Raw genomic sequence first — 17,977 nt, 5'->3', positions numbered from 1 at the left:
TTAATAAAAATAATCATCGTTTAAGTACGGTGAACTTTTAAGGCGGTGGTTTCCGATGAAGACTATTTTACTATGTGGTAATGGTTTGAGTGGAGAGGTAATTCCTACAATCAAAACGTGGGGCTATAAAGTTGCTTTGATATCGGAATTTCCACTAGATGTAGGCACGTCGGAAGCAGATATTTTTGTTGAAGCAAACTCGAAGGATCCGGAAGCGGCGTTGGGAGCAGCTAAAAGCCTGGTGGAGTCGGGCGTTGAGATCAATGGTGTAATCAGTCTTTGTTGGGATACCGCTATATCGGTCGCTACCATTGCCRCTGAATTAGATTTGTACTCGGTTTCGATAGCTTCAGCTATGAAAGCGACACATAAAGATCTGAGGTCCGATGCCTTTCGAAAGCATGGTGTCCCCTCACCAAAATATGCTGTTGTAAATTCGTATGAACAGTTACTTCAGCGCATACAAGAGTTTGAATTTCCGGTTATTTTAAAGCCGATTGATCAGTCATCATCCAAAGGTGTAATCAGAGTTGACTCTGTAGGGAGCTTAGGTTTTGCATACGCGCACTGTAAAAGTTTTTCCGACAAAAAAGATATAATGTTGAATGAGTATCTGATCGGAACTGAGCACAGTGTTGAAGGATTGATGGTAGATGGTGATTTTTACCTTACCGCTATATCAGATAGAGTTTTCCATTACGAAAAGTACCACCCTTTTTTTGTAGAGGTAGGTGATGTAATGCCTACATCTCTCCCCGAAAAGGTAAAAAATGAATTATATGAAGTTACGCGTGAAGCCGCGCTCTCGCTAGGAATAACCAGAGGAGTAGTTAAAGGAGATCTTGTTTATTCAGCAAGGAAAGGAGTTAACGTACTTGAGGTTGCCGCACGATTAGGCGGACCGCGTTTTGGTACGGAGATGGTTCCGTTAAGCAATGGAACAAACATACTAAAAGCGGCAATACAGCAAGCAGTGGGTGACGAAATCAATATAGATTTGTTGCTTCCAAAATTCTCTAAGGGGATGGTAAATAGATCAATTACCCTGGATTCTGGCGTTATACAAAGTATTTCGGATGTAGACTCACTAAAAAAATGTGAGGGATATTATTCTTTCAAATGGTGGGGGAGCGAACTTAAAGTCGGTGACGAAATTCCGCCGATTCAATATGGATGCGGTGGTGTGGCATATATAATTGCCGTTGGATCAACAAGAGCTAAGGCTGTCGAAAACGCGGATAGGATAGAGCGGAGAATAAAAATTAATACAAGCCAGAGGTGACGTCATGTTTATATTTGAAACAGGTGAAACTCTTTCTCCTGAACGACTCGCAGAGATAGCGACGAGTGATACCAAAATCAGCCTAAGCGATGAGACCCGGCGCAGGGTCGATTCGTCCCGACGACAACTAGAAAAGTTTGTCTCTGAGGGTCGTATTATATATGGTGTAAATACAAGCATGGGTGGCTTTGTTAATTGGCATGTGACAATAGAAAAGGCGAATATGCTCCAAATGAATCTTATAAGGTCTGTTGCAACAAATGTAGGTAGTTATTTAAGTGGAGTGGATACTAAAGCGATAATGCTTTCGCGAATAAATTCACTGTGTCGAGGGAACTCAGCTATTTCTTTAGAGGTATTAGATGTATTAGTAGCTTTGTACAATAGCGGGATTATTCCATGTATTCCGGAAAAAGGGTCTTTAGGGACAAGCGGAGATCTAGGGCCCCTTGCATGTATTGCGCTCGTATGCACGGGCGAATGGAAAGTCAGGTACGAGGGGAAGTTGCTCCCGGCGCAAGACGCGCTTATTCTCGCGGGAATAGAAAAAGCTCGTTTAAGCTATAAGGAAGGTTTAGCACTCATAAATGGAACCTCGGCGATGACCGGTGTCGCCTGTTGTTTAGTTCGAGAAGTTCAAGAGTTGTTGGAGCAATATTGTTTAATAAGTTCTCTAAGTTTTGAAGGGCTACATGCGATAAAGAAACCATTTGATCCAGAAGTCCATAAATTGAAACCTCATCCAGGACAGTTGAAAGTAGCACAGAAAATTTTTGATTATCTAGAATCATCAAAAATGATCAAGCAGGAGGCAGAAGCTCAGCAGGAAATTCAGTTAGAACAAGACGGTTCGGTAAAGCCATCTAATAGTCAAATAGAGGATGCTTATTCGATAAGATGCACTCCGCAAATTCTCGGTCCGGTTGTAGATGGATTAGAGTATGTTCGGACCATTGTGCAGAATGAATTGAATTCCTCAAACGACAACCCACTTATTGTGCCTGACTCTAATGAGATCTTTCATAATGGCCATTTTCATGGGCAATATGTCGCGATGGCCATGGATATTTTATCGATTGGGCTAACTACATTATCAAATCTTTCTAACCGACGCGTAGATAGGTTCCTCGATAAAAGTAATAGCAATGGGCTTCCGCCGTTCCTTTGTAGTATAGACCCTGGATTGAGATTAGGTCTAATGGGGGGGCAATTTATGACTGCCTCATTGACGGCGGAGAATAGATCACTTTGTACTCCTTTATCTATCCAATCACTTTCGACGACTGCAGATTTTCAAGATATCGTCTCATTTGGGTTAGTGGCAGCAAGGCGAGCTCGAGAAATTTTTGAAAATACTAAATTTATTATTTCTTTCGAGCTGATATGCGCTTGCCAAGCGGCGGAAATACGAGGCGTAGATGGTTTGTCAGATTCAACAACCGTTCTATTCAATAAAGTCAGGGAAATTGTTCCGTTTCTAGATAGGGATTCTATACTAACTGACTACTTAGAGGTTCTGACAAGGGAAGTTGTTGGCCGACATTGAATCAAGATCAAGCAGCGTATTGGTTTGACTAGATTTTTTTGTCATCATCGTACTGTTTTTTATGTTGGTTCGCTAATCCAAACTACTTTGAGAAATCTCTGGAGAGTGTATGGATATTAATCAATGCCGTATCGCTGTTATTGGGCTAGGGTACGTAGGGCTTCCTCTTGCTGTTGAGTTTGGGCGTTTTTATCCTACTCTTGGATTTGATATTAATGAGAAAAGAATAGACCAGCTTGTAAGCGGTACAGATGTCAGCTACGAGGTTGGTGACGAAGCAATAGCGAGGTCTTCTAAGTTAAAGCTATCTGCAAATCCAGATGATCTAGCACTCTGTAATGTATATATCGTAGCGGTTCCCACTCCTGCTGAAGATAGTAGGCCAAACCTTAATCCTTTGATATTTGCCTGTGAGCTGCTCGGGAAAGTGCTAAAAAAGGATGATGTAATTATATTTGAATCAACAGTCTATCCTGGCGCGACCGAAGAAAAGTGTGTGCCCTGCATTGAAGAGGTTTCAGGTCTAAAGTTTAATTTAGACTTTTTTGTAGGATACAGTCCAGAGCGAATTAATCCAGGCGATAAAAAACGCGGTCTTACTCAAGTTGTCAAATTAGTATCAGGCTCGACCGTTAAAACTGAGCAGTTTGTTCGAGAGCTTTACTCAAGTATTATAAAAGCTGGAGTCCATGTTGTAAGCAGTATAAAAATAGCAGAAGCAGCGAAGCTAATTGAAAACGTCCAGCGGGATGTGAATATTGCTTTAATAAACGAGTTCAGCATGATCTTTAATAGGTTGGGAATTGACACTGAAGAGGTGTTGACAGCGGCCGAAACCAAATGGAACTTTCTATCTTTTAGGCCTGGATTGGTTGGTGGACATTGCATCGGTGTGGACTCGTATTATCTTGCATATAAAGCCGAAGAAATTGGCCATCATGCTGTCATGACACTTTCGGGGAGGCGAATCAATGAAGGTATGGCAGAACACATCGTCGTTGAGCTGATAAAAAAAATGGTTCAGCGGTGTTTTTCAATAAATGGAGCTAGAGTTCTATTGCTCGGTTGTACGTTTAAAGAAAACTGTACTGATCTGCGTAATACCAAGATAGTCGATATAGCCCGCAAACTAATTGATTATAAAGTGCAGGTTGATATATATGACCCCTTTGCTAACAAAGATGACGTGCTTGATATGTATGATCTTAATACGATTTTATCTCCAGCGTTAGCAGCGTATGACGCTGTAGTACTGGCAGTCGCTCACGATGAGTTTCGATCGTTTGATGAAGAAATCATTCGTTCTTGGGGGAAAGCACAATGCCTAATCTACGATTTGAAATATATTTTGCCTAAGGCCTCTAGCGACTTGCGTCTCTAATGTCGGAGTTTATATGAGCAGTCTGATTGAAAACCTTGAAGTGTCATTGAGAAATACAAAGCAAAAATGGTTGATCACTGGTGTCGCAGGATTTATTGGTTCGAATTTACTTGAGTATTTACTTTCCGCAGACCAGGACGTAGTGGGGTTGGATAATTTTGTGACTGGACAACAAAGTAACCTTCAGGAAGTAAAATCTAAGGTTAGTAAGCGCCAGTGGGACAGATTTGAATTCATAGAGGGGGATATTAGGAACCTAGATGACTGTAGGAAGAGTCTCATTGGGGTCGAACATGTCTTGCATCATGCGGCTTTAGGGTCAATCCCACGATCTTTAAAAGATCCTTTGGAAACCAATGAAGTTAACATAAGGGGATTTTTAAATATATTGTTGTCTTCAAGGAACATAGGGCTCAAGAGCTTTGTATATGCATCTTCCAGTTCAGTATATGGAAACGTAGAGGGTGCGCAAATGCATGAGGAGCAAACGGGCAAACAGTTGTCGCCTTACGCTGTGACGAAAAGAGCGAATGAATTATATGCGGATGTTTTCTCTTCATCCTGCGATTATAAAATTATTGGGTTACGGTATTTTAATGTTTTTGGTCCCAGGCAAAATGCAGTAAGTGAATATTCGGCGGTAATCCCGCGGTGGATTGAGTCGATGCTTCGCAATAAACCTGTCGTGATAAATGGGAGTGGAGACACGAGCCGAGATTTCTGTTTTGTGGGAAATGTGGTCCAGGCCAATATCCTTGCTTCGCTAGCTAATGAAAAAAGCACAAGCAATATCTTCAATGTCGCACTGAATTCTCAAACATCTTTGAGCGAACTCTACTGTTTGATAAAAAGTCAGCTCGAAAACTTGGGTTTGCAATATGAGTTAACTCCAGTTAAGGCCCCATATAGGGAAGGCGACATTCGACATTCATTAGCAGATATAGATCGGATCAAAGAGGAACTAAAGTATGAACCAAGCATGACTGTCGCGACAGGCTTSAGGGAAACTGTGAATTGGTACGTTGAGCATTACCAAAAGTCAAAAGTGCGCGAGTGCAACTAAGGTTGCATTTATGTGTATTTTGCGTGTTGTGATGAAGTTATTTGTTGCTGGGGCTAATGATGAATAAGTAAAGCGGGGTGGAGTGATGGTGAGTATTAAAACTGTGGTAATTGGGGTAGGTAGATCTGGTTCGCGTTTCTTACGAGCTGCCCAATATATTGATCCGTCAATCGGCAAGATAGAAATAGTAGGTGTGGCGGACATAGATTCCGAAAAGCTAAATGCTTTAACCGAAATAGATATACCCTTGGAGTTAGATTTCAAAAAGATCTTAATGAATGTTCCGTGTGAGCTAATTATAATTGCTACCACTGACAGTTCACATTATGAAATATTGAGATTCATTAAAGAGCAATCAATTGGGTATAAAAAAATAATTTGCGAAAAACCCATTGTTACTACTGAGGAAAATTGTCAATTTGTACGTTCAGCATTTGATGATGATCGGATCTTTGTGAGTTTTGTCGAGCGGTACAGTTCAGCTGTTTCAGCATTGAAATATTATATTGAAATCAATAGGCGAAGTGTATCCAGTGCTAATTTTGTTTGGTCAAAGTATCGAATAAAAGATTCACGACCCACTGTGGGAGTAATTTCGGAAATCACTCATCCAGTAGATTTGGCCTGCTATTTAGGTGCTGTAAAAGATGATAATGATTTCCAGCTTCACTTTTCCTGCATTTTAGAAAGCGATTACGTACGAGGAGGGGCATTTCGACCTGACACGATGACGGCTTGTGCTGAGTTTGAGGGAGGTATGTTACTTAGTGGTACTAGTAGTTATGTTCACAGTCAACGTAGTAGAACGATGGAGTTTCTACTTGCTGACGAATTATCGAAGGTTGTTGAAGTTGCGGTCCTTCACCTAGATAACCCTGGGTGGGACGACGATAGTCTGAGAATTTTTAGAATTGATGGGGATGCTATCTCTCCGAGTCTTGAGACTTCATGTGTTACTCAGTCTCAACAGTTTGGTTCACGCCGGCACATTGAAAAAATCTGTTTATTTCTGGAGGATGTTATTAGCGATATCGGTGGCGGAGGTTCAAAGGCTCTACCAACTAAGTCTCAAGCCCTTTTGGTACAGAAAATCGTAAATGAGTTTGAGAAGGGGAGAGTAATCAGGCGACGAGGATTTTCTGAGGGCCGTTATGCCTCAGACGAAAAGGAAATACAGCAATTGTATGAGTTGGCTAAGTTAATAAAATTTGGTGTTTCGAAGGAATTGCCTTATGACTGGAGTAGTCGATATTGATTTGTATAAAAAGACGCTACTAGAAGGGCGTCGCATAGGGCTTATAGGTCTCGGGAAAATGGGACGCGGAATTGCTGTAAGCCTAATCAGAAATAGAGCTTCGATTACAAGTTTATCGTATAGCTCTCGGGAAGGTATAGCAGAGTTAGTCGAGTTGGGTGGTAATGAAGTAACCACTCCGAAGGACGTCGCTGAGTCGTGCGGAACCATAATTCTGTCACTTCCCTCTACGAAAGAGGTTCAAAGTGTCTGCTTTGGCAGGAATGGATTAATTACAGCACGTCACGATGGTCTATTAATAATTGATACTACGACAGGATGTCCGGTTGAAACCCGACAACTCTCCGAAAAATTGTTGGACCACGGCATTCGTTACGTTGATGCGCCACTCACAAGGGGGCCTAGAGAGGCAAGACGTGGGGAGTCAAATGCGATACTTGGGGCGCCAAAGGCGCTGGTGGATGAGGCTTGTACTGTATTAAGTGGGTTTTGTAGATGGGTCCTTCATGCTGGAGAAACAGGGGAAGGGCAGAAGTTAAAGTTGTTAAATAATGCACTTTCTATGGGGGTTGTTGCGCTGACCGCAAATATGATTGGTGCCGCGCAGGTATTGAATATTAATGTTCATTATTTAAGAACTTTAATACAGCAGGGAGCAGTAAATAATGCTATTACGCAATCGTTTGTGAGTGCCATTATAGATGATATCGAAGATCCGCTTAAATTTTCAATTGGTGATGCGTTAAAGGACTTGAGCCATTGTTCCGATCTTCTGAATGGAACTGAAGATTACAAAATGATCAAGGCCGCTCAAGAAGTATTTTTATCCAAGGTTCGACAAGGTCTATCTGAGAAAATTTTGTCATATCTGATTAAACAAGATTGATCCCCTTATAATTGAAATAATTCAAAGGTGACGATAATGTTAAATAATTGTGAGTTCGGTGATTGGTTTAATGTTTACAAAAAAGAAATGCTGCCTGAGCTAATAGAGTATTTATCTATTGATACCAGCTTAGGAAAGGAGCGGGAGGCCATTCCTTGTTTGGAGAGCTTACTTGAAAAATATGGTTTTAGGTTCCGTGTTGAGCAATATCATACGGAGCTTGGAGCTCATAGGGCTAACACAGTTTCAGATGATAACAATGGAAAAGTAAATATTAGAGCAGAGCTGAATGCGTTGTCTGTCACGGATGGCACGGTTCTATTCAACTCGCACATAGATGTTGTTCCGGCAGAGGGTGAGGGGCGAAAGTTGCTATCACCTTGGATCGACGGCAATTACGTTTATGGTCGTGGTTCATGTGATACCAAGGGAAATCTTTTTTTATTGTTTGGTGCTTTGGCGTATATGAAGCATAAAGAGATCAGTCCTCAATTTAAAATTTTATTGGACTTGGTTTCGGAAGAAGAAATAGGAGGTAACGGAACATTGTCCACTATTCTCCATGGGGTTTATGCAGATATGGTCGTTGTTTTCGAGCCTACTGACTTGGCGGTTCATCGCGGTCACCGAGGGTGTTTGACCTGTGAAATAACTATTATCGGAAAGGCTGTTCATATGGGTGGCATTCTAGAGGGGGTATCTGCGATAACTGTCGCAATGAAATTAATCGAAGGTTTGAACGCTTTAGAAAAAGAGATGGTTCGGGAGTCTCATAGTGACTCTGCCTTTTCAATCTGGAAACGACCTGTACAGATAAATGTGGGTAAGATTTCAGGGGGGGAGTGGCCTGGTTCGGTGCCCGAAAAGTGCAGCTTCACTTTTAATGTAGGTTTTTTGCCAGCCACGTCGGTAGAAGATATCGAAACTTTATTGAAGACTCGAATGAAGTCACTTTTGTCAGAATACCCAGAAGTCAAAGTCGACTTCGATTTTCACGTTGGATTACGGAATAAAGCATATATTGTTTCTGAGGAGGACATTTTCTTAAAGCGATTAGATCAATCTGTTTCCGAGGCGCGGGGGTTAACAAAGAACGATGGAATATTTGCTTGGAGGGCTAGTTGTGATGCTCGACATTATGCCCAAGAAGCCAATATTCCCACTGCGATTTTCGGTGCAGGCTCTTTAAGTGATGCACACTCAGCTAATGAAAAAATCGATATCGACCAAATACGATTTGGCATTAAAGCGTTAGCAAATTTTTTATCTGAACCTTTAGTTGTTGTTTAGATTTTTGGTGCCAGGTCGGTTAGCTGAAGCCGTCTGTCTCCGTAAGTATTAGAAAAATATGCGGGTATTTAATATGATAGATATAAAACAGCTGCAGGAAAACTATCAGTCGATGAAATCCAATTTGTCGGCAAGAAATATAAGAATCGATTTGGACCGTATTATTTCTCTCTATGAGGACGTTAAATCGCAAAAGCGAGAACTTGAGGATATGCAAGGTCAGTTAAATGCTCTTTCGAAAGTGCCCAGAGATAGTGCCTTAACAGCGGAAATTCCACCGTCCGTCGCGATGAGTGCGATGACATTAAAAGGTGCCATTATAAAGGCTAAAGAGAGGTTTAATTTACTTGATGCGGAATTTTCATCGTGTATCCGCCAGTTACCAAATTGGACTTCGTCAGATGTGCCAATTGGCCTCAGCGATGAAGACAACTTAACTGTCCGAGTAAGTGGAGAAATTCCCAAGTTCTCCTTTCCCAGTAAGGATCATCTTGAATTGGGGCGTAATCTCGACTTGCTTGATTTTGACTCGGGTGCAAAAGTCGCAGGTTCAAAGTTYTATTTTCTTAAAAATCAAGCGGTGTTCCTCCAGCACGCGCTGAAGAGCTATATTTTCAACAAGGCATTAAAGGCCGGCTTCACACCTTTGCAGACGCCGGACATATCTTACAATCATATAATGGAAGGCGTAGGGTTTTCTCCCAAGGGGGACGAAAGTAATACATACGAGTTGGGTGGCTTAGACAAAAGTCTTATCGCTACAGCCGAAATATGTATTGCCGGTATGCATTCTGATGAGGTAATTGATTTTGCTCGACTCCCACTGCTTTATATTGCCGAAAGCCATTGTTTCAGGCGAGAAGCTGGGGCTTCCGGTAAGTCTAGCAAAGGCCTTTATAGGGTCCATCAATTTGAAAAATTAGAATTATTTGTATTGTGTCTGCCCGAGGATAGCGCTGAATTTCATGAGAAAATTCTTGCATTGCAGGAAGAGATTTATACCGAGCTAGGTATTCCGTATAGAGTCGTACTAAATTGCACTGGCGATTTGGGGGCGCCGGCGTATAGAAAATATGATATCGAGGCCTGGATGCCGGGTAAAGGCACTGCCGGGGAATATGGTGAAATAACGTCAGCAAGTAATTGTACTGACTATCAATCGCGGCGACTTAATATTAAATATAAGGATCCTCTTCTGAAGAAAAATCAGTATGTTCATACTCTCAATGGAACCGCTTCGGCACTAGGAAGAACGATGATCGCGATTTTGGAAAACTTTCAAAAAGCTGACGGCTCTGTAGAGATTCCTGAACCATTAAGACGTTATTTGGATTTTAAAAATATTGTCTGATACCTATCATAGATCTTCGTAGAGCAATTTTGCCCATCCTGACTTAAGGTGGGCATATTGCATTAGTTATCTATTATTGTTTTGTTTGGCCACGGGCAGTAACAACCCACGGCCAGTGTATGCGTGGCATTCACCCCGCGCCCTTCGCTCAGTGCTTGCAGAATGGGTTCGATAAAGCTGTTGTTCGAATTGCAGGTCAGGCCTTCGCTGTACGGACCGAAATAGGCCAGTTTGCCGCTGCGGTCCCAGATCGCTACGGCCGGGCTGGCGGGGATCTGTTCGGCGCCAGGCAGCACGTTGATGGTTTTCAGGCTGCTCAGCGTGGTGGGTAGCTGGCCGTGACTGCCGGGTTTTTGCACGGCGTAAAACTCAACGCCTTGCGGCACATAGCGCTCAACCAGTTCGCTCAAGTGTTGTTGGTTGCCGACGTTGCACGGGCAGGCCGGGTCCCAGAAGTGCACCAGACGGATGGCGCCGGGGCCGGCGAGGTCGTCGGGCAGGCGCAACGGGTCGCCGGAAAACACCGCGGTGTGTTCGCTGAACGCGCGCAAGTAGCGCCCCTGAAACCAGTCATATGCGGCCCACAAAACGCCGGCACACACGAGGGCGAGCAGGCTGGCAAGCAGTGGGGTGCGGTAGGCCGGACGCATGGGTTTGAATCCTCGAAGGTCGGCTAGCTTGCCATGCTTGCTGCGACAGATGAATATCGCAGGCCTATAAAGTCTGTTTAACGCTCTGGAATCCTTCATGTCCGCCACTTTTGCCCCCGATCACTTGCGCGCCAGCCTGCGGCCATTGGCCGAAGGGCAGGCGCTGTCGACCGAGGCCATGGCATATCAGCGTTTTTACGGGCTGGATTTTCCGGGTCGTACGCTGCGCGGGGGGCTGGGGCGTTTCGAGGTCGATGGCTATGAATTGGTCAGTCAGTACTGGTGGCCTGAGCGGGCGAAGGCGACGTTGTTTATGTTCCACGGGTTCTACGATCACACCGGGCTCTACCGCCATGTGATCGAGTGGGCGCTGGATCAGGGGTTCGCCGTGATCRCCTGCGACCTGCCGGGGCATGGTCTGTCCAGCGGCGAGCGGGCGAGCATCAAGGAATTCGCCGAGTATCAGGACACGCTGGAAGGCTTGTTCGCCGAGGCGTTGTCCATCGACCTGCCGCAGCCGTGGCACTTGTGCGGGCAGAGCACGGGCGGGGCGATAGTGATCGATCATGTGCTCAATCAAGGCGCGAACAGCCCCGCTCAAGGTCAGGTGATTCTATTGTCACCCCTGGTCAGGCCGCGTGCCTGGGGTTGGTCAAAGCTCAGCTATTACCTGCTCAAACCTTTCGTCAAAGCCATCGCCCGGCGCTTTAGCGAGAACTCCAACGACCCTGATTTCTTGCCGTTCCTCCAGGCCGATCCTTTGCAGCCGCAGCGTCTGCCAACGGCGTGGGTCGGGGCGTTGGCGCGCTGGATCAAGCAAATCGAGGCCGCACCGAACAGCCCGCGTCGGCCGCTGATCGTGCAGGGGCAGGCGGACATGACGGTGGATTGGGAGCATAACCTTGAGGTGTTGAAGGCCAAGTTCGACCGGCCTCAGGTGTTGATGTTGCCAGAGGCACGGCATCATCTGGCGAATGAGACGCTGGTGATGCGGGAGGAGTATTTCGGGTTTTTGACCAAGCGGATCAAGGGCCGGAATGTAGGAGCTGGCTTGCCAGCGAAGGGGCCTTTGTAGGCGCCGAAAATTATTGGCTGAGGTTCGAAGTATCCTGCCCCACCGCCAACCCCGCCCGAATCGCCGCCAGCGCCGCCTGGTAATAAGCCTGGCCCTCGGTGGACTCGGCAAACGTGGCGAACTCTTCCAGTTCGTCATCCGAAAGGTCGCGATAGACATACAGCAACGTGTTGTTCAAATCGCTGGCGATCTGGTCCATCAAGCGCTGACGCTGACCGTTCAACATCCCTTGCGCCTGACCACCACCGAGCAACCCTGGGATCATTGAACTCAGGCTGTCGGCCGCAACGCCTGCAATCGCCAGGCTGACTTCAGCCCCCGCCTCGCGGGCGGGCAGGGCCTGGGCCAGATGGCCGATGATCAACTGACGGCTGTCGCTGGCCTGAATCTTCGGCAGACCCTTGGCGTTTTTCGCCAATTGGTCGCGACGGGTTGCCAGCAGTTCGGCAGCAACGACTTTTTTGCCCAGGGGCGATTGAAAGAAGGTCAGTGCGGGTTTGGGGTCGGCGAGACTCTTGCGCATTTGCGCTTCGGCACGCTGATCGACGGACTGGGCAGCGAAACGCTGATTGCTGTTATTGACCAGTGCTTGAAACACCGCGGGTGGCAGGCTGCTCTCGTAGCGTTTTTGTGCGGCCGTGAGAGCATCGTTGAAATGCGCGCGTTGCTCTGGCCAGCCGGCGACCTTGTACAACTGGTCGTGGCCGTCTGCCCAAGCGGGCAAAACACAGAGCATCAACAGTGAAAAAAGCAACCGGCGCATAGGGACTCCTGTCAGCAGCCGACTATTCTCCGTGTGGCATCCGCGCTTGTCGAGAATTCGTATCAACCCGCTGCGTGGCTCTGTCGGATTTTCAGGCACAGGAATACTATGCGCGGCATGCAAATACCCTCTGATCACCCGCTGCTGTTGCGTATCGTTGACGACCTGGCTGCACGCGGCTGGTCGCAACAGAATATTTTCCTGCCTCAGGATCTGACCCGAGCGCTGGCGGCTGAGTGCCGTAAACGTGCGGCCGAGGGTGAACTGGCCCCAGCCGCCGTAGGCCGAGGTCCCTCATCGGAGGTTCGCGAGGGGATTCGCGGTGACCATATTCAGTGGATCGACCCCGGCCAGGCCGAGGCGTGCGACAGCTACCTAGCGTTGATGGACAGCCTGCGACAAGCGATGAATCGCGGTTTGTTTCTGGGTCTGGAAGATTTCGAAAGCCATTTCGCGCTGTACCCGCCCGGCGCGTTCTACCTCAAGCATGTCGACCGTTTCCGCGATGACGACCGGCGCATGGTGTCGGCGGTCGTCTACCTCAATGACGCCTGGCTGCCCGAGCACGGCGGTCAATTGCGCATGTATCTGGATGAGGGTGTGGAATACGATGTCGTGCCCACCGGCGGATGCCTGGTGGTATTCCTGTCGGGCGAAGTGCCCCACGAAGTCCTGCCCGCCACCCGGGATCGCCTGTCGTTGACTGGCTGGTTCCGGCGTCGGGGTAATGAGCCGTTCTGATCATGCAAAAGATTCTGGTAAGCCGCTGCCTGCTGGGCCACCGCGTCCGTTACGACGGCGGGGCGAGCGGGCCATTCGATCAGCTTCAGCAGTGGCTGGATGACGGTCGGGTCGTACCGTTGTGCCCCGAGGTTGCCGGCGGCTTGCCGACGCCCAGGGCCGCGGCGGAAATTCCCGGCGGGCAGGGCGCTGAAGTGCTGGATGGCCAGGCCTGCGTGATCACCACCGAGGGCGAGGATGTCAGTGCCGAGTTTCTATCCGGGGCTTATCAGGCGCTGGAACTGGTGCAAAAGCACGGCATCCGCATCGCCGTGCTCAAGGCCAACAGCCCGTCCTGCGGGAATTTGCTGACGTATGACGGAAGCTTCAGTGGCGTGAAGGTTACGGGCGAAGGTGTGACGGCGGCTTTGCTCAGGCGCAATGGCGTGCAGGTCTTCAGTGAGCTGGAGTTGGCCGAGGCGGTGGCTGCTTTGGCCATGCAGGACTGACAACCGACACAAAACCAATGTGGGAGCGAGCCTGCTCGCGATAGCGAATTAACATTCAACATCTTTGTTGACTGGTCCACCGCTATCGCGAGTAGGCTCGCTCCCACAGGTATATCACTGACTTTTAGATCTGCAGTGCCTCACGGCTTCGGCGCCACACTCGCATCCGCCGTAAACCACTTCTTCTCCAGCGCTTGCAGTCGCCCGTCATCCTTGATCCGCTGCAGCGCGTTTTCCAGGCTGGCATGAAACGCCGGGTTACCTTTCTGAAACGGAATCGCCAGGCTCACGGGTGAGGCGGCGTTTGGTTTCTCTTCTGTAAACGACTGCACCAACACCATCGGACGTGGTTGCTCTTCTTTCTGCGCGATCAATTGCGCATTGGTTTGAACGTAAGGCTCGCTGAAGTCGAAACGTTCTTTCAGGTCCGGGGTCATTGCTATGTGATTGATGGCGACGTCGTACTTGCCGCTTTCAACGCCGGTCAACAGATCGCCGGAATCGGTGACAACGAAGTCGGCCCGCACATCCAGTTCGTTGGCCAGCATTCGACCTAGTTCGACTTCAAAGCCCGCGAGTTTGTCGTCTTCCTTGAAATTGAAGGGCGGTGTATTGGCCTCAAGCGCAATACGCAGTTCGCCGCGGTCGTTTATGTCGTCAATCAGTTCGGCATGAGCCAGAGGGCTCAGAAGGGGTAGCAAACAGATCAGGCCAGGCAGAAAACGCATGGTCACTCCTTTGAATTCATTATCGCGATGCTCTGATTCAGGATCGCTTTGCTATGGTTATCGAGTGCCTTCGACAACGATTGACCATGAAGTTGTCATGGTCACGCGGATTTTACGGAAAAACTGGAGAAGAGAATGAAAACGTTTATGTTTCGTGCTGCTTTGGCTGGCCTGCTGATGGGTGTTTCGGTGCTGGCCAGTGCGGCTACACCGGCCCCGAAGGGCGCTGAAGTGTTCTTCGTTGATCTTGAGAACGGTGACACGGTGCCGCAAACTGTCATCGTCAAGTTCGCTGTCGAGAACATTTCCTTGGCTCCGGCGGGCAATACCACCAAGAACACCGGTCATCATCACTTGCTGATCGACGTCGACGAGCTGCCAGCCGCCGGTGCGCCGATTCCCAAAGATGCCAACCACCAGCATTTCGGCGGCGCGCAGACCCAGGGTGAAGTAACGCTTACGCCGGGCAAACACACCTTGCAGCTTGAACTGGGCGATAGCAACCACATACCGTTCGATCCGCCGATCGTTTCCGAGAAGATCACCGTCAACGTTAAGTAACCTGCTCGGAATAAAGAACCGCGCCCATGAAAAAGGAGACCCCAAGGTCTCCTTTTCTTGTCGCTCAAGTCACTATCAGAACAACACGCGGCAACGAATGGTGCCGTTGATGTGCTGCAGTTTCTCTTGGGCGATTTCCGAGTAATCGGCGTCGACGTCGATTACCACGTAGCCGACTTTCTCGTTGGTCTGCAGGAACTGACCGGAGATGTTGATGCCGTTTTCGGCGAAGACCTTGTTGATCTCGCTGAGCACGCCCGGAATGTTTTCGTGGATGTGCAGCAGGCGGTGCTTGCCAGGGTGAGCCGGCAGGGCCACTTCCGGGAAGTTCACGGACGATACCGAAGTACCGTTGTCGCTGTACTTGACCAGTTTTTCCGCCACTTCCAGACCGATGTTAGCCTGGGCTTCAGCGGTGGAACCACCGATGTGCGGGGTCAGGATCACGTTGTCCAGGCCACGCAACGGGCTTTCGAACTCTTCGTCGTTGGAGCGTGGCTCCACCGGGAATACGTCGATGGCCGCGCCGATCAGGTGCTTGTCCTTGATGGCCGCAGCCAGGTGGTCCAGTTCGACCACGGTGCCGCGGGCGGCGTTGATCAGGATGCCGCCTTTCTTGATGGCGCGGATTTCCTTCTCGCCCATCATCCACTGGGTGGCGGCGGTTTCCGGTACGTGCAGCGAAACGATGTCGGACATCGCCAGCAGTTCGTGCAGGTTGCCTACCTGAGTAGCGTTACCCAGTGGCAGCTTGGTGATGGTGTCGTAGAAGTACACCTGCATGCCCAGGCCTTCAGCCAGAACCGACAGTTGAGTGCCGATCGAGCCGTAACCGACGATGCCCAGCTTCTTGCCACGGATCTCGAAGGAATTGGCCGCGCTCTTGATCCAGCCGCCGCGGTGGCAGGAAGCGTTCTTCTCAGGGATGCCGCGCAGCAGCAGGATCGCTTCGGCCAGCACCAGTTCGGCAACGGAGCGGGTGTTGGAGTACGGTGCGTTGAACACCGCGATGCCGCGTTCGCGAGCTGCGTTCAGGTCAACCTGGTTGGTGCCGATGCAGAAACACCCTACAGCCACGAGCTTCTTCGCGTGATCGAAGATCTCTTCGGTCAGTTGAGTGCGGGAGCGAATGCCGATGAAGTGCGCATCAGCGATCTTTTCCTTCAGCTGGGCTTCCGGCAGAGAACCAGTGAGGTACTCGATGCTGGTGTAACCCGCCGACTTGAGAACGTCGACAGCCGATTGGTGGACGCCTTCGAGAAGAAGGAACTTGATCTTGCTCTTATCGAGAGAAGTCTTGCTCATCTGCGTAAACCTGTATCCCGGAGAAAAATGGCAGGAAATGGTCAACAGACGCTGACCCCGACGGCAAGAAAGCCGTCGCCGCAGAACAGCCTTTGGGCACTATCCTGCGGGGTCGATATGCTAGCATAGGCGCCCCGCTAAACACTCATTCCTGCGACGTGAAGCGTTCTCAGGATGACCATGAATTGTTCGAGAGTTCTGTCGATGACCAATCCTGCCTTGATTGAAGAGCTGAAGACCCTGGTTGAGCCTGGCAAGGTGCTGACCGATGCCGACTCCCTGAATGCTTACGGTAAGGATTGGACCAAGCATTTCGCCCCGGCCCCGACCGCTATCGTGTTTCCCAAGACCACCGAGCAGGTGCAGGCTATTGTCCGTTGGGCCAATGAACACAAGGTGGCGCTGGTGCCGTCCGGCGGTCGTACCGGGCTTTCCGCCGCGGCGGTGGCCGCCAATGGCGAAGTAGTCGTGTCGTTCGACTACATGAACCAGATTCTCGACGTGAACCTCACTGACCGCACGGCCGTTTGTCAGCCAGGTGTGGTCACCGAGCATTTGCAGAACGTCGCTGAAGAAAAAGGCCTGTACTACCCGGTGGACTTCGCTTCGGCAGGTTCCAGCCAGATTGGCGGCAATATCGGCACCAATGCCGGCGGGATCAAGGTCATTCGCTACGGCATGACCCGCAACTGGGTTGCTGGCATGAAAGTCGTGACTGGCAAGGGCGACTTGCTGGAACTGAACCGCGACCTGATCAAGAACGCCACCGGCTACGACATGCGTCAGCTGTTCATCGGCGCCGAAGGTACCCTCGGTTTTGTGGTTGAAGCGACCATGCGTCTGGACCGGGCCCCGAAAAACCTCACTGCCATGGTACTTGGCACCACTGATTTCGACTCGATCATGCCGGTGTTGCACGCGTTCCAGAGCAAACTCGACCTGACCGCTTTCGAATTCTTCTCCGATAAAGCCTTGGCCAAAGTCATGGCGCGCGGCGATGTCCCGGCACCCTTCGAAACTGATTGCCCGTTCTACGCGCTGCTGGAGTTCGAAGCGACCACCGAAGAAGTGGCCAACCACGCCCTGGAAACTTTCGAGCACTGCGTCGAGCAGGGCTGGGTGCTGGACGGCGTGATGAGCCAGAGCGAAACCCAGTTGCAGAACCTCTGGAAGCTGCGCGAGTACATCTCCGAAACCATTTCCCACTGGACGCCGTACAAGAACGACATCTCGGTCACCGTGTCGAAAGTCCCGGCGTTTCTCAAGGAAATCGACGCGATCGTCGGCGAACATTACCCGGACTTCGAAATCGTCTGGTTCGGCCACATCGGCGACGGCAACCTGCACTTGAACATCCTCAAGCCGGATAACCTGAGCAAGGACGAGTTCTTCGCCAAATGCGCGACCGTCAACAAGTGGGTGTTCGAAACCGTCGAGAAGTACAACGGTTCGATTTCCGCCGAGCACGGCGTGGGCATGACCAAGCGTGATTATTTGACCTACAGCCGTTCCCCGGTCGAGATCGAGTACATGAAAGCAGTTAAAGCGGTGTTCGACCCGAACGGCATCATGAACCCGGGCAAGATTTTCGCTGTTTGAATCAACGAACCAG

The 17,977-nt window shown here is 49.1% G+C and carries 17 protein-coding genes; 13 read left to right on the top strand and 4 right to left on the bottom strand.

Translation table 11 applies throughout. The features are described from left to right. Positions 1–55 precede the first annotated feature (55 nt). The 8 genes from AC1DWM_RS22670 to serS all read left to right on the top strand — a co-directional run bounded on the left by AC1DWM_RS22670 (position 56) and on the right by serS (position 10,054). A complete protein-coding gene (locus AC1DWM_RS22670; protein ID WP_477796163.1) occupies positions 56–1,282 on the top strand; it encodes an ATP-grasp domain-containing protein in 1,227 nt (408 codons plus the stop codon). A gap of 4 nt (positions 1,283–1,286) precedes the next feature. Continuing rightward, positions 1,287–2,828 (top strand): phenylalanine aminomutase (D-beta-phenylalanine forming), encoded by a 1,542-nt coding sequence (locus AC1DWM_RS22665; RefSeq protein WP_477796162.1) that lies wholly within the window; start codon positions 1,287–1,289, stop codon positions 2,826–2,828. Between the two features lie 109 nt (positions 2,829–2,937). Further along, on the top strand, positions 2,938–4,209 hold the full coding sequence (locus AC1DWM_RS22660; RefSeq protein WP_477796161.1) for a nucleotide sugar dehydrogenase: 1,272 nt from the start codon (positions 2,938–2,940) through the stop codon (positions 4,207–4,209). Between the two features lie 13 nt (positions 4,210–4,222). Beyond that, a complete protein-coding gene (locus AC1DWM_RS22655) occupies positions 4,223–5,272 on the top strand; it encodes an NAD-dependent epimerase/dehydratase family protein (RefSeq protein WP_477796160.1) in 1,050 nt (349 codons plus the stop codon). An 88-nt stretch (positions 5,273–5,360) separates the two neighbouring features. Then, on the top strand, positions 5,361–6,527 hold the full coding sequence (locus AC1DWM_RS22650; protein WP_477796159.1) for a Gfo/Idh/MocA family protein: 1,167 nt from the start codon (positions 5,361–5,363) through the stop codon (positions 6,525–6,527). After that, positions 6,505–7,413: an NAD(P)-dependent oxidoreductase gene (locus AC1DWM_RS22645; protein WP_477796158.1), complete on the top strand. Its 909-nt coding sequence runs from the start codon at positions 6,505–6,507 to the stop codon at positions 7,411–7,413. Before AC1DWM_RS22650 ends, AC1DWM_RS22645 begins: the two co-directional genes overlap by 23 nt. A gap of 36 nt (positions 7,414–7,449) precedes the next feature. Next, the gene (locus AC1DWM_RS22640) at positions 7,450–8,703 is read left to right on the top strand and encodes a M20 family metallopeptidase (RefSeq protein ID WP_477796157.1); all 1,254 of its coding nucleotides are present in this window, start codon (positions 7,450–7,452) and stop codon (positions 8,701–8,703) included. A 73-nt stretch (positions 8,704–8,776) separates the two neighbouring features. After that, complete coding sequence (gene serS, locus AC1DWM_RS22635; protein ID WP_477796156.1) at positions 8,777–10,054, top strand: serine--tRNA ligase; 1,278 nt, start codon at positions 8,777–8,779, stop codon at positions 10,052–10,054. A gap of 62 nt (positions 10,055–10,116) precedes the next feature. Here the strand turns inward: serS and AC1DWM_RS22630 are convergent, their stop codons facing one another. Further along, positions 10,117–10,704, bottom strand: a complete 588-nt coding sequence (locus AC1DWM_RS22630; protein WP_477796155.1) for a DUF6436 domain-containing protein — start codon at positions 10,702–10,704, stop codon at positions 10,117–10,119. A gap of 97 nt (positions 10,705–10,801) precedes the next feature. On the opposite strand from AC1DWM_RS22630, the gene bipL reads away from it, so the two are divergent. Continuing rightward, on the top strand, positions 10,802–11,779 hold the full coding sequence (gene bipL / locus AC1DWM_RS22625) for a phospholipase BipL (RefSeq protein ID WP_477796154.1): 978 nt from the start codon (positions 10,802–10,804) through the stop codon (positions 11,777–11,779). A 10-nt stretch (positions 11,780–11,789) separates the two neighbouring features. Here the strand turns inward: bipL and AC1DWM_RS22620 are convergent, their stop codons facing one another. Then, entirely contained in the window at positions 11,790–12,542 is a 753-nt protein-coding gene (locus tag AC1DWM_RS22620; protein ID WP_477796153.1) for a DUF2059 domain-containing protein, read from the bottom strand. A 108-nt stretch (positions 12,543–12,650) separates the two neighbouring features. Here AC1DWM_RS22620 and AC1DWM_RS22615 point away from each other — a divergent pair, with 108 nt between their 5' ends. Together AC1DWM_RS22615 and AC1DWM_RS22610 are read left to right on the top strand one after the other, a co-directional pair. Beyond that, complete coding sequence (locus AC1DWM_RS22615) at positions 12,651–13,283, top strand: 2OG-Fe(II) oxygenase (protein WP_223517899.1); 633 nt, start codon at positions 12,651–12,653, stop codon at positions 13,281–13,283. Positions 13,284–13,285: 2 nt separating this feature from the next. Continuing rightward, positions 13,286–13,771 carry a 2-thiouracil desulfurase family protein gene (locus tag AC1DWM_RS22610; protein WP_477796152.1) on the top strand — a complete coding sequence of 162 codons (486 nt, stop codon included), beginning with the start codon at positions 13,286–13,288 and terminating at the stop codon, positions 13,769–13,771. Between the two features lie 140 nt (positions 13,772–13,911). On the opposite strand, the gene AC1DWM_RS22605 is transcribed toward AC1DWM_RS22610, so the two are convergent. Next, complete coding sequence (locus AC1DWM_RS22605) at positions 13,912–14,499, bottom strand: transporter substrate-binding domain-containing protein (protein WP_477796151.1); 588 nt, start codon at positions 14,497–14,499, stop codon at positions 13,912–13,914. Between the two features lie 135 nt (positions 14,500–14,634). On the opposite strand from AC1DWM_RS22605, the gene AC1DWM_RS22600 reads away from it, so the two are divergent. Continuing rightward, the gene (locus AC1DWM_RS22600) at positions 14,635–15,060 is read left to right on the top strand and encodes a DUF4399 domain-containing protein (protein WP_223517907.1); all 426 of its coding nucleotides are present in this window, start codon (positions 14,635–14,637) and stop codon (positions 15,058–15,060) included. Positions 15,061–15,135: 75 nt separating this feature from the next. Here AC1DWM_RS22600 and serA read toward each other — a convergent pair whose 3' ends face one another. Continuing rightward, on the bottom strand, positions 15,136–16,365 hold the full coding sequence (serA, locus tag AC1DWM_RS22595) for a phosphoglycerate dehydrogenase (RefSeq protein WP_223517909.1): 1,230 nt from the start codon (positions 16,363–16,365) through the stop codon (positions 15,136–15,138). 204 nt (positions 16,366–16,569) lie between these two features. On the opposite strand from serA, the gene AC1DWM_RS22590 reads away from it, so the two are divergent. Next, positions 16,570–17,964: an FAD-binding oxidoreductase gene (locus AC1DWM_RS22590; protein ID WP_033049202.1), complete on the top strand. Its 1,395-nt coding sequence runs from the start codon at positions 16,570–16,572 to the stop codon at positions 17,962–17,964. The last annotated feature ends 13 nt before the right edge of the window (positions 17,965–17,977 follow it).

It is taken from the genome of Pseudomonas sp. P4_C8 (genome assembly GCF_056401975.1).
This window is presented reverse-complemented; position numbering and strand designations above follow the sequence as displayed.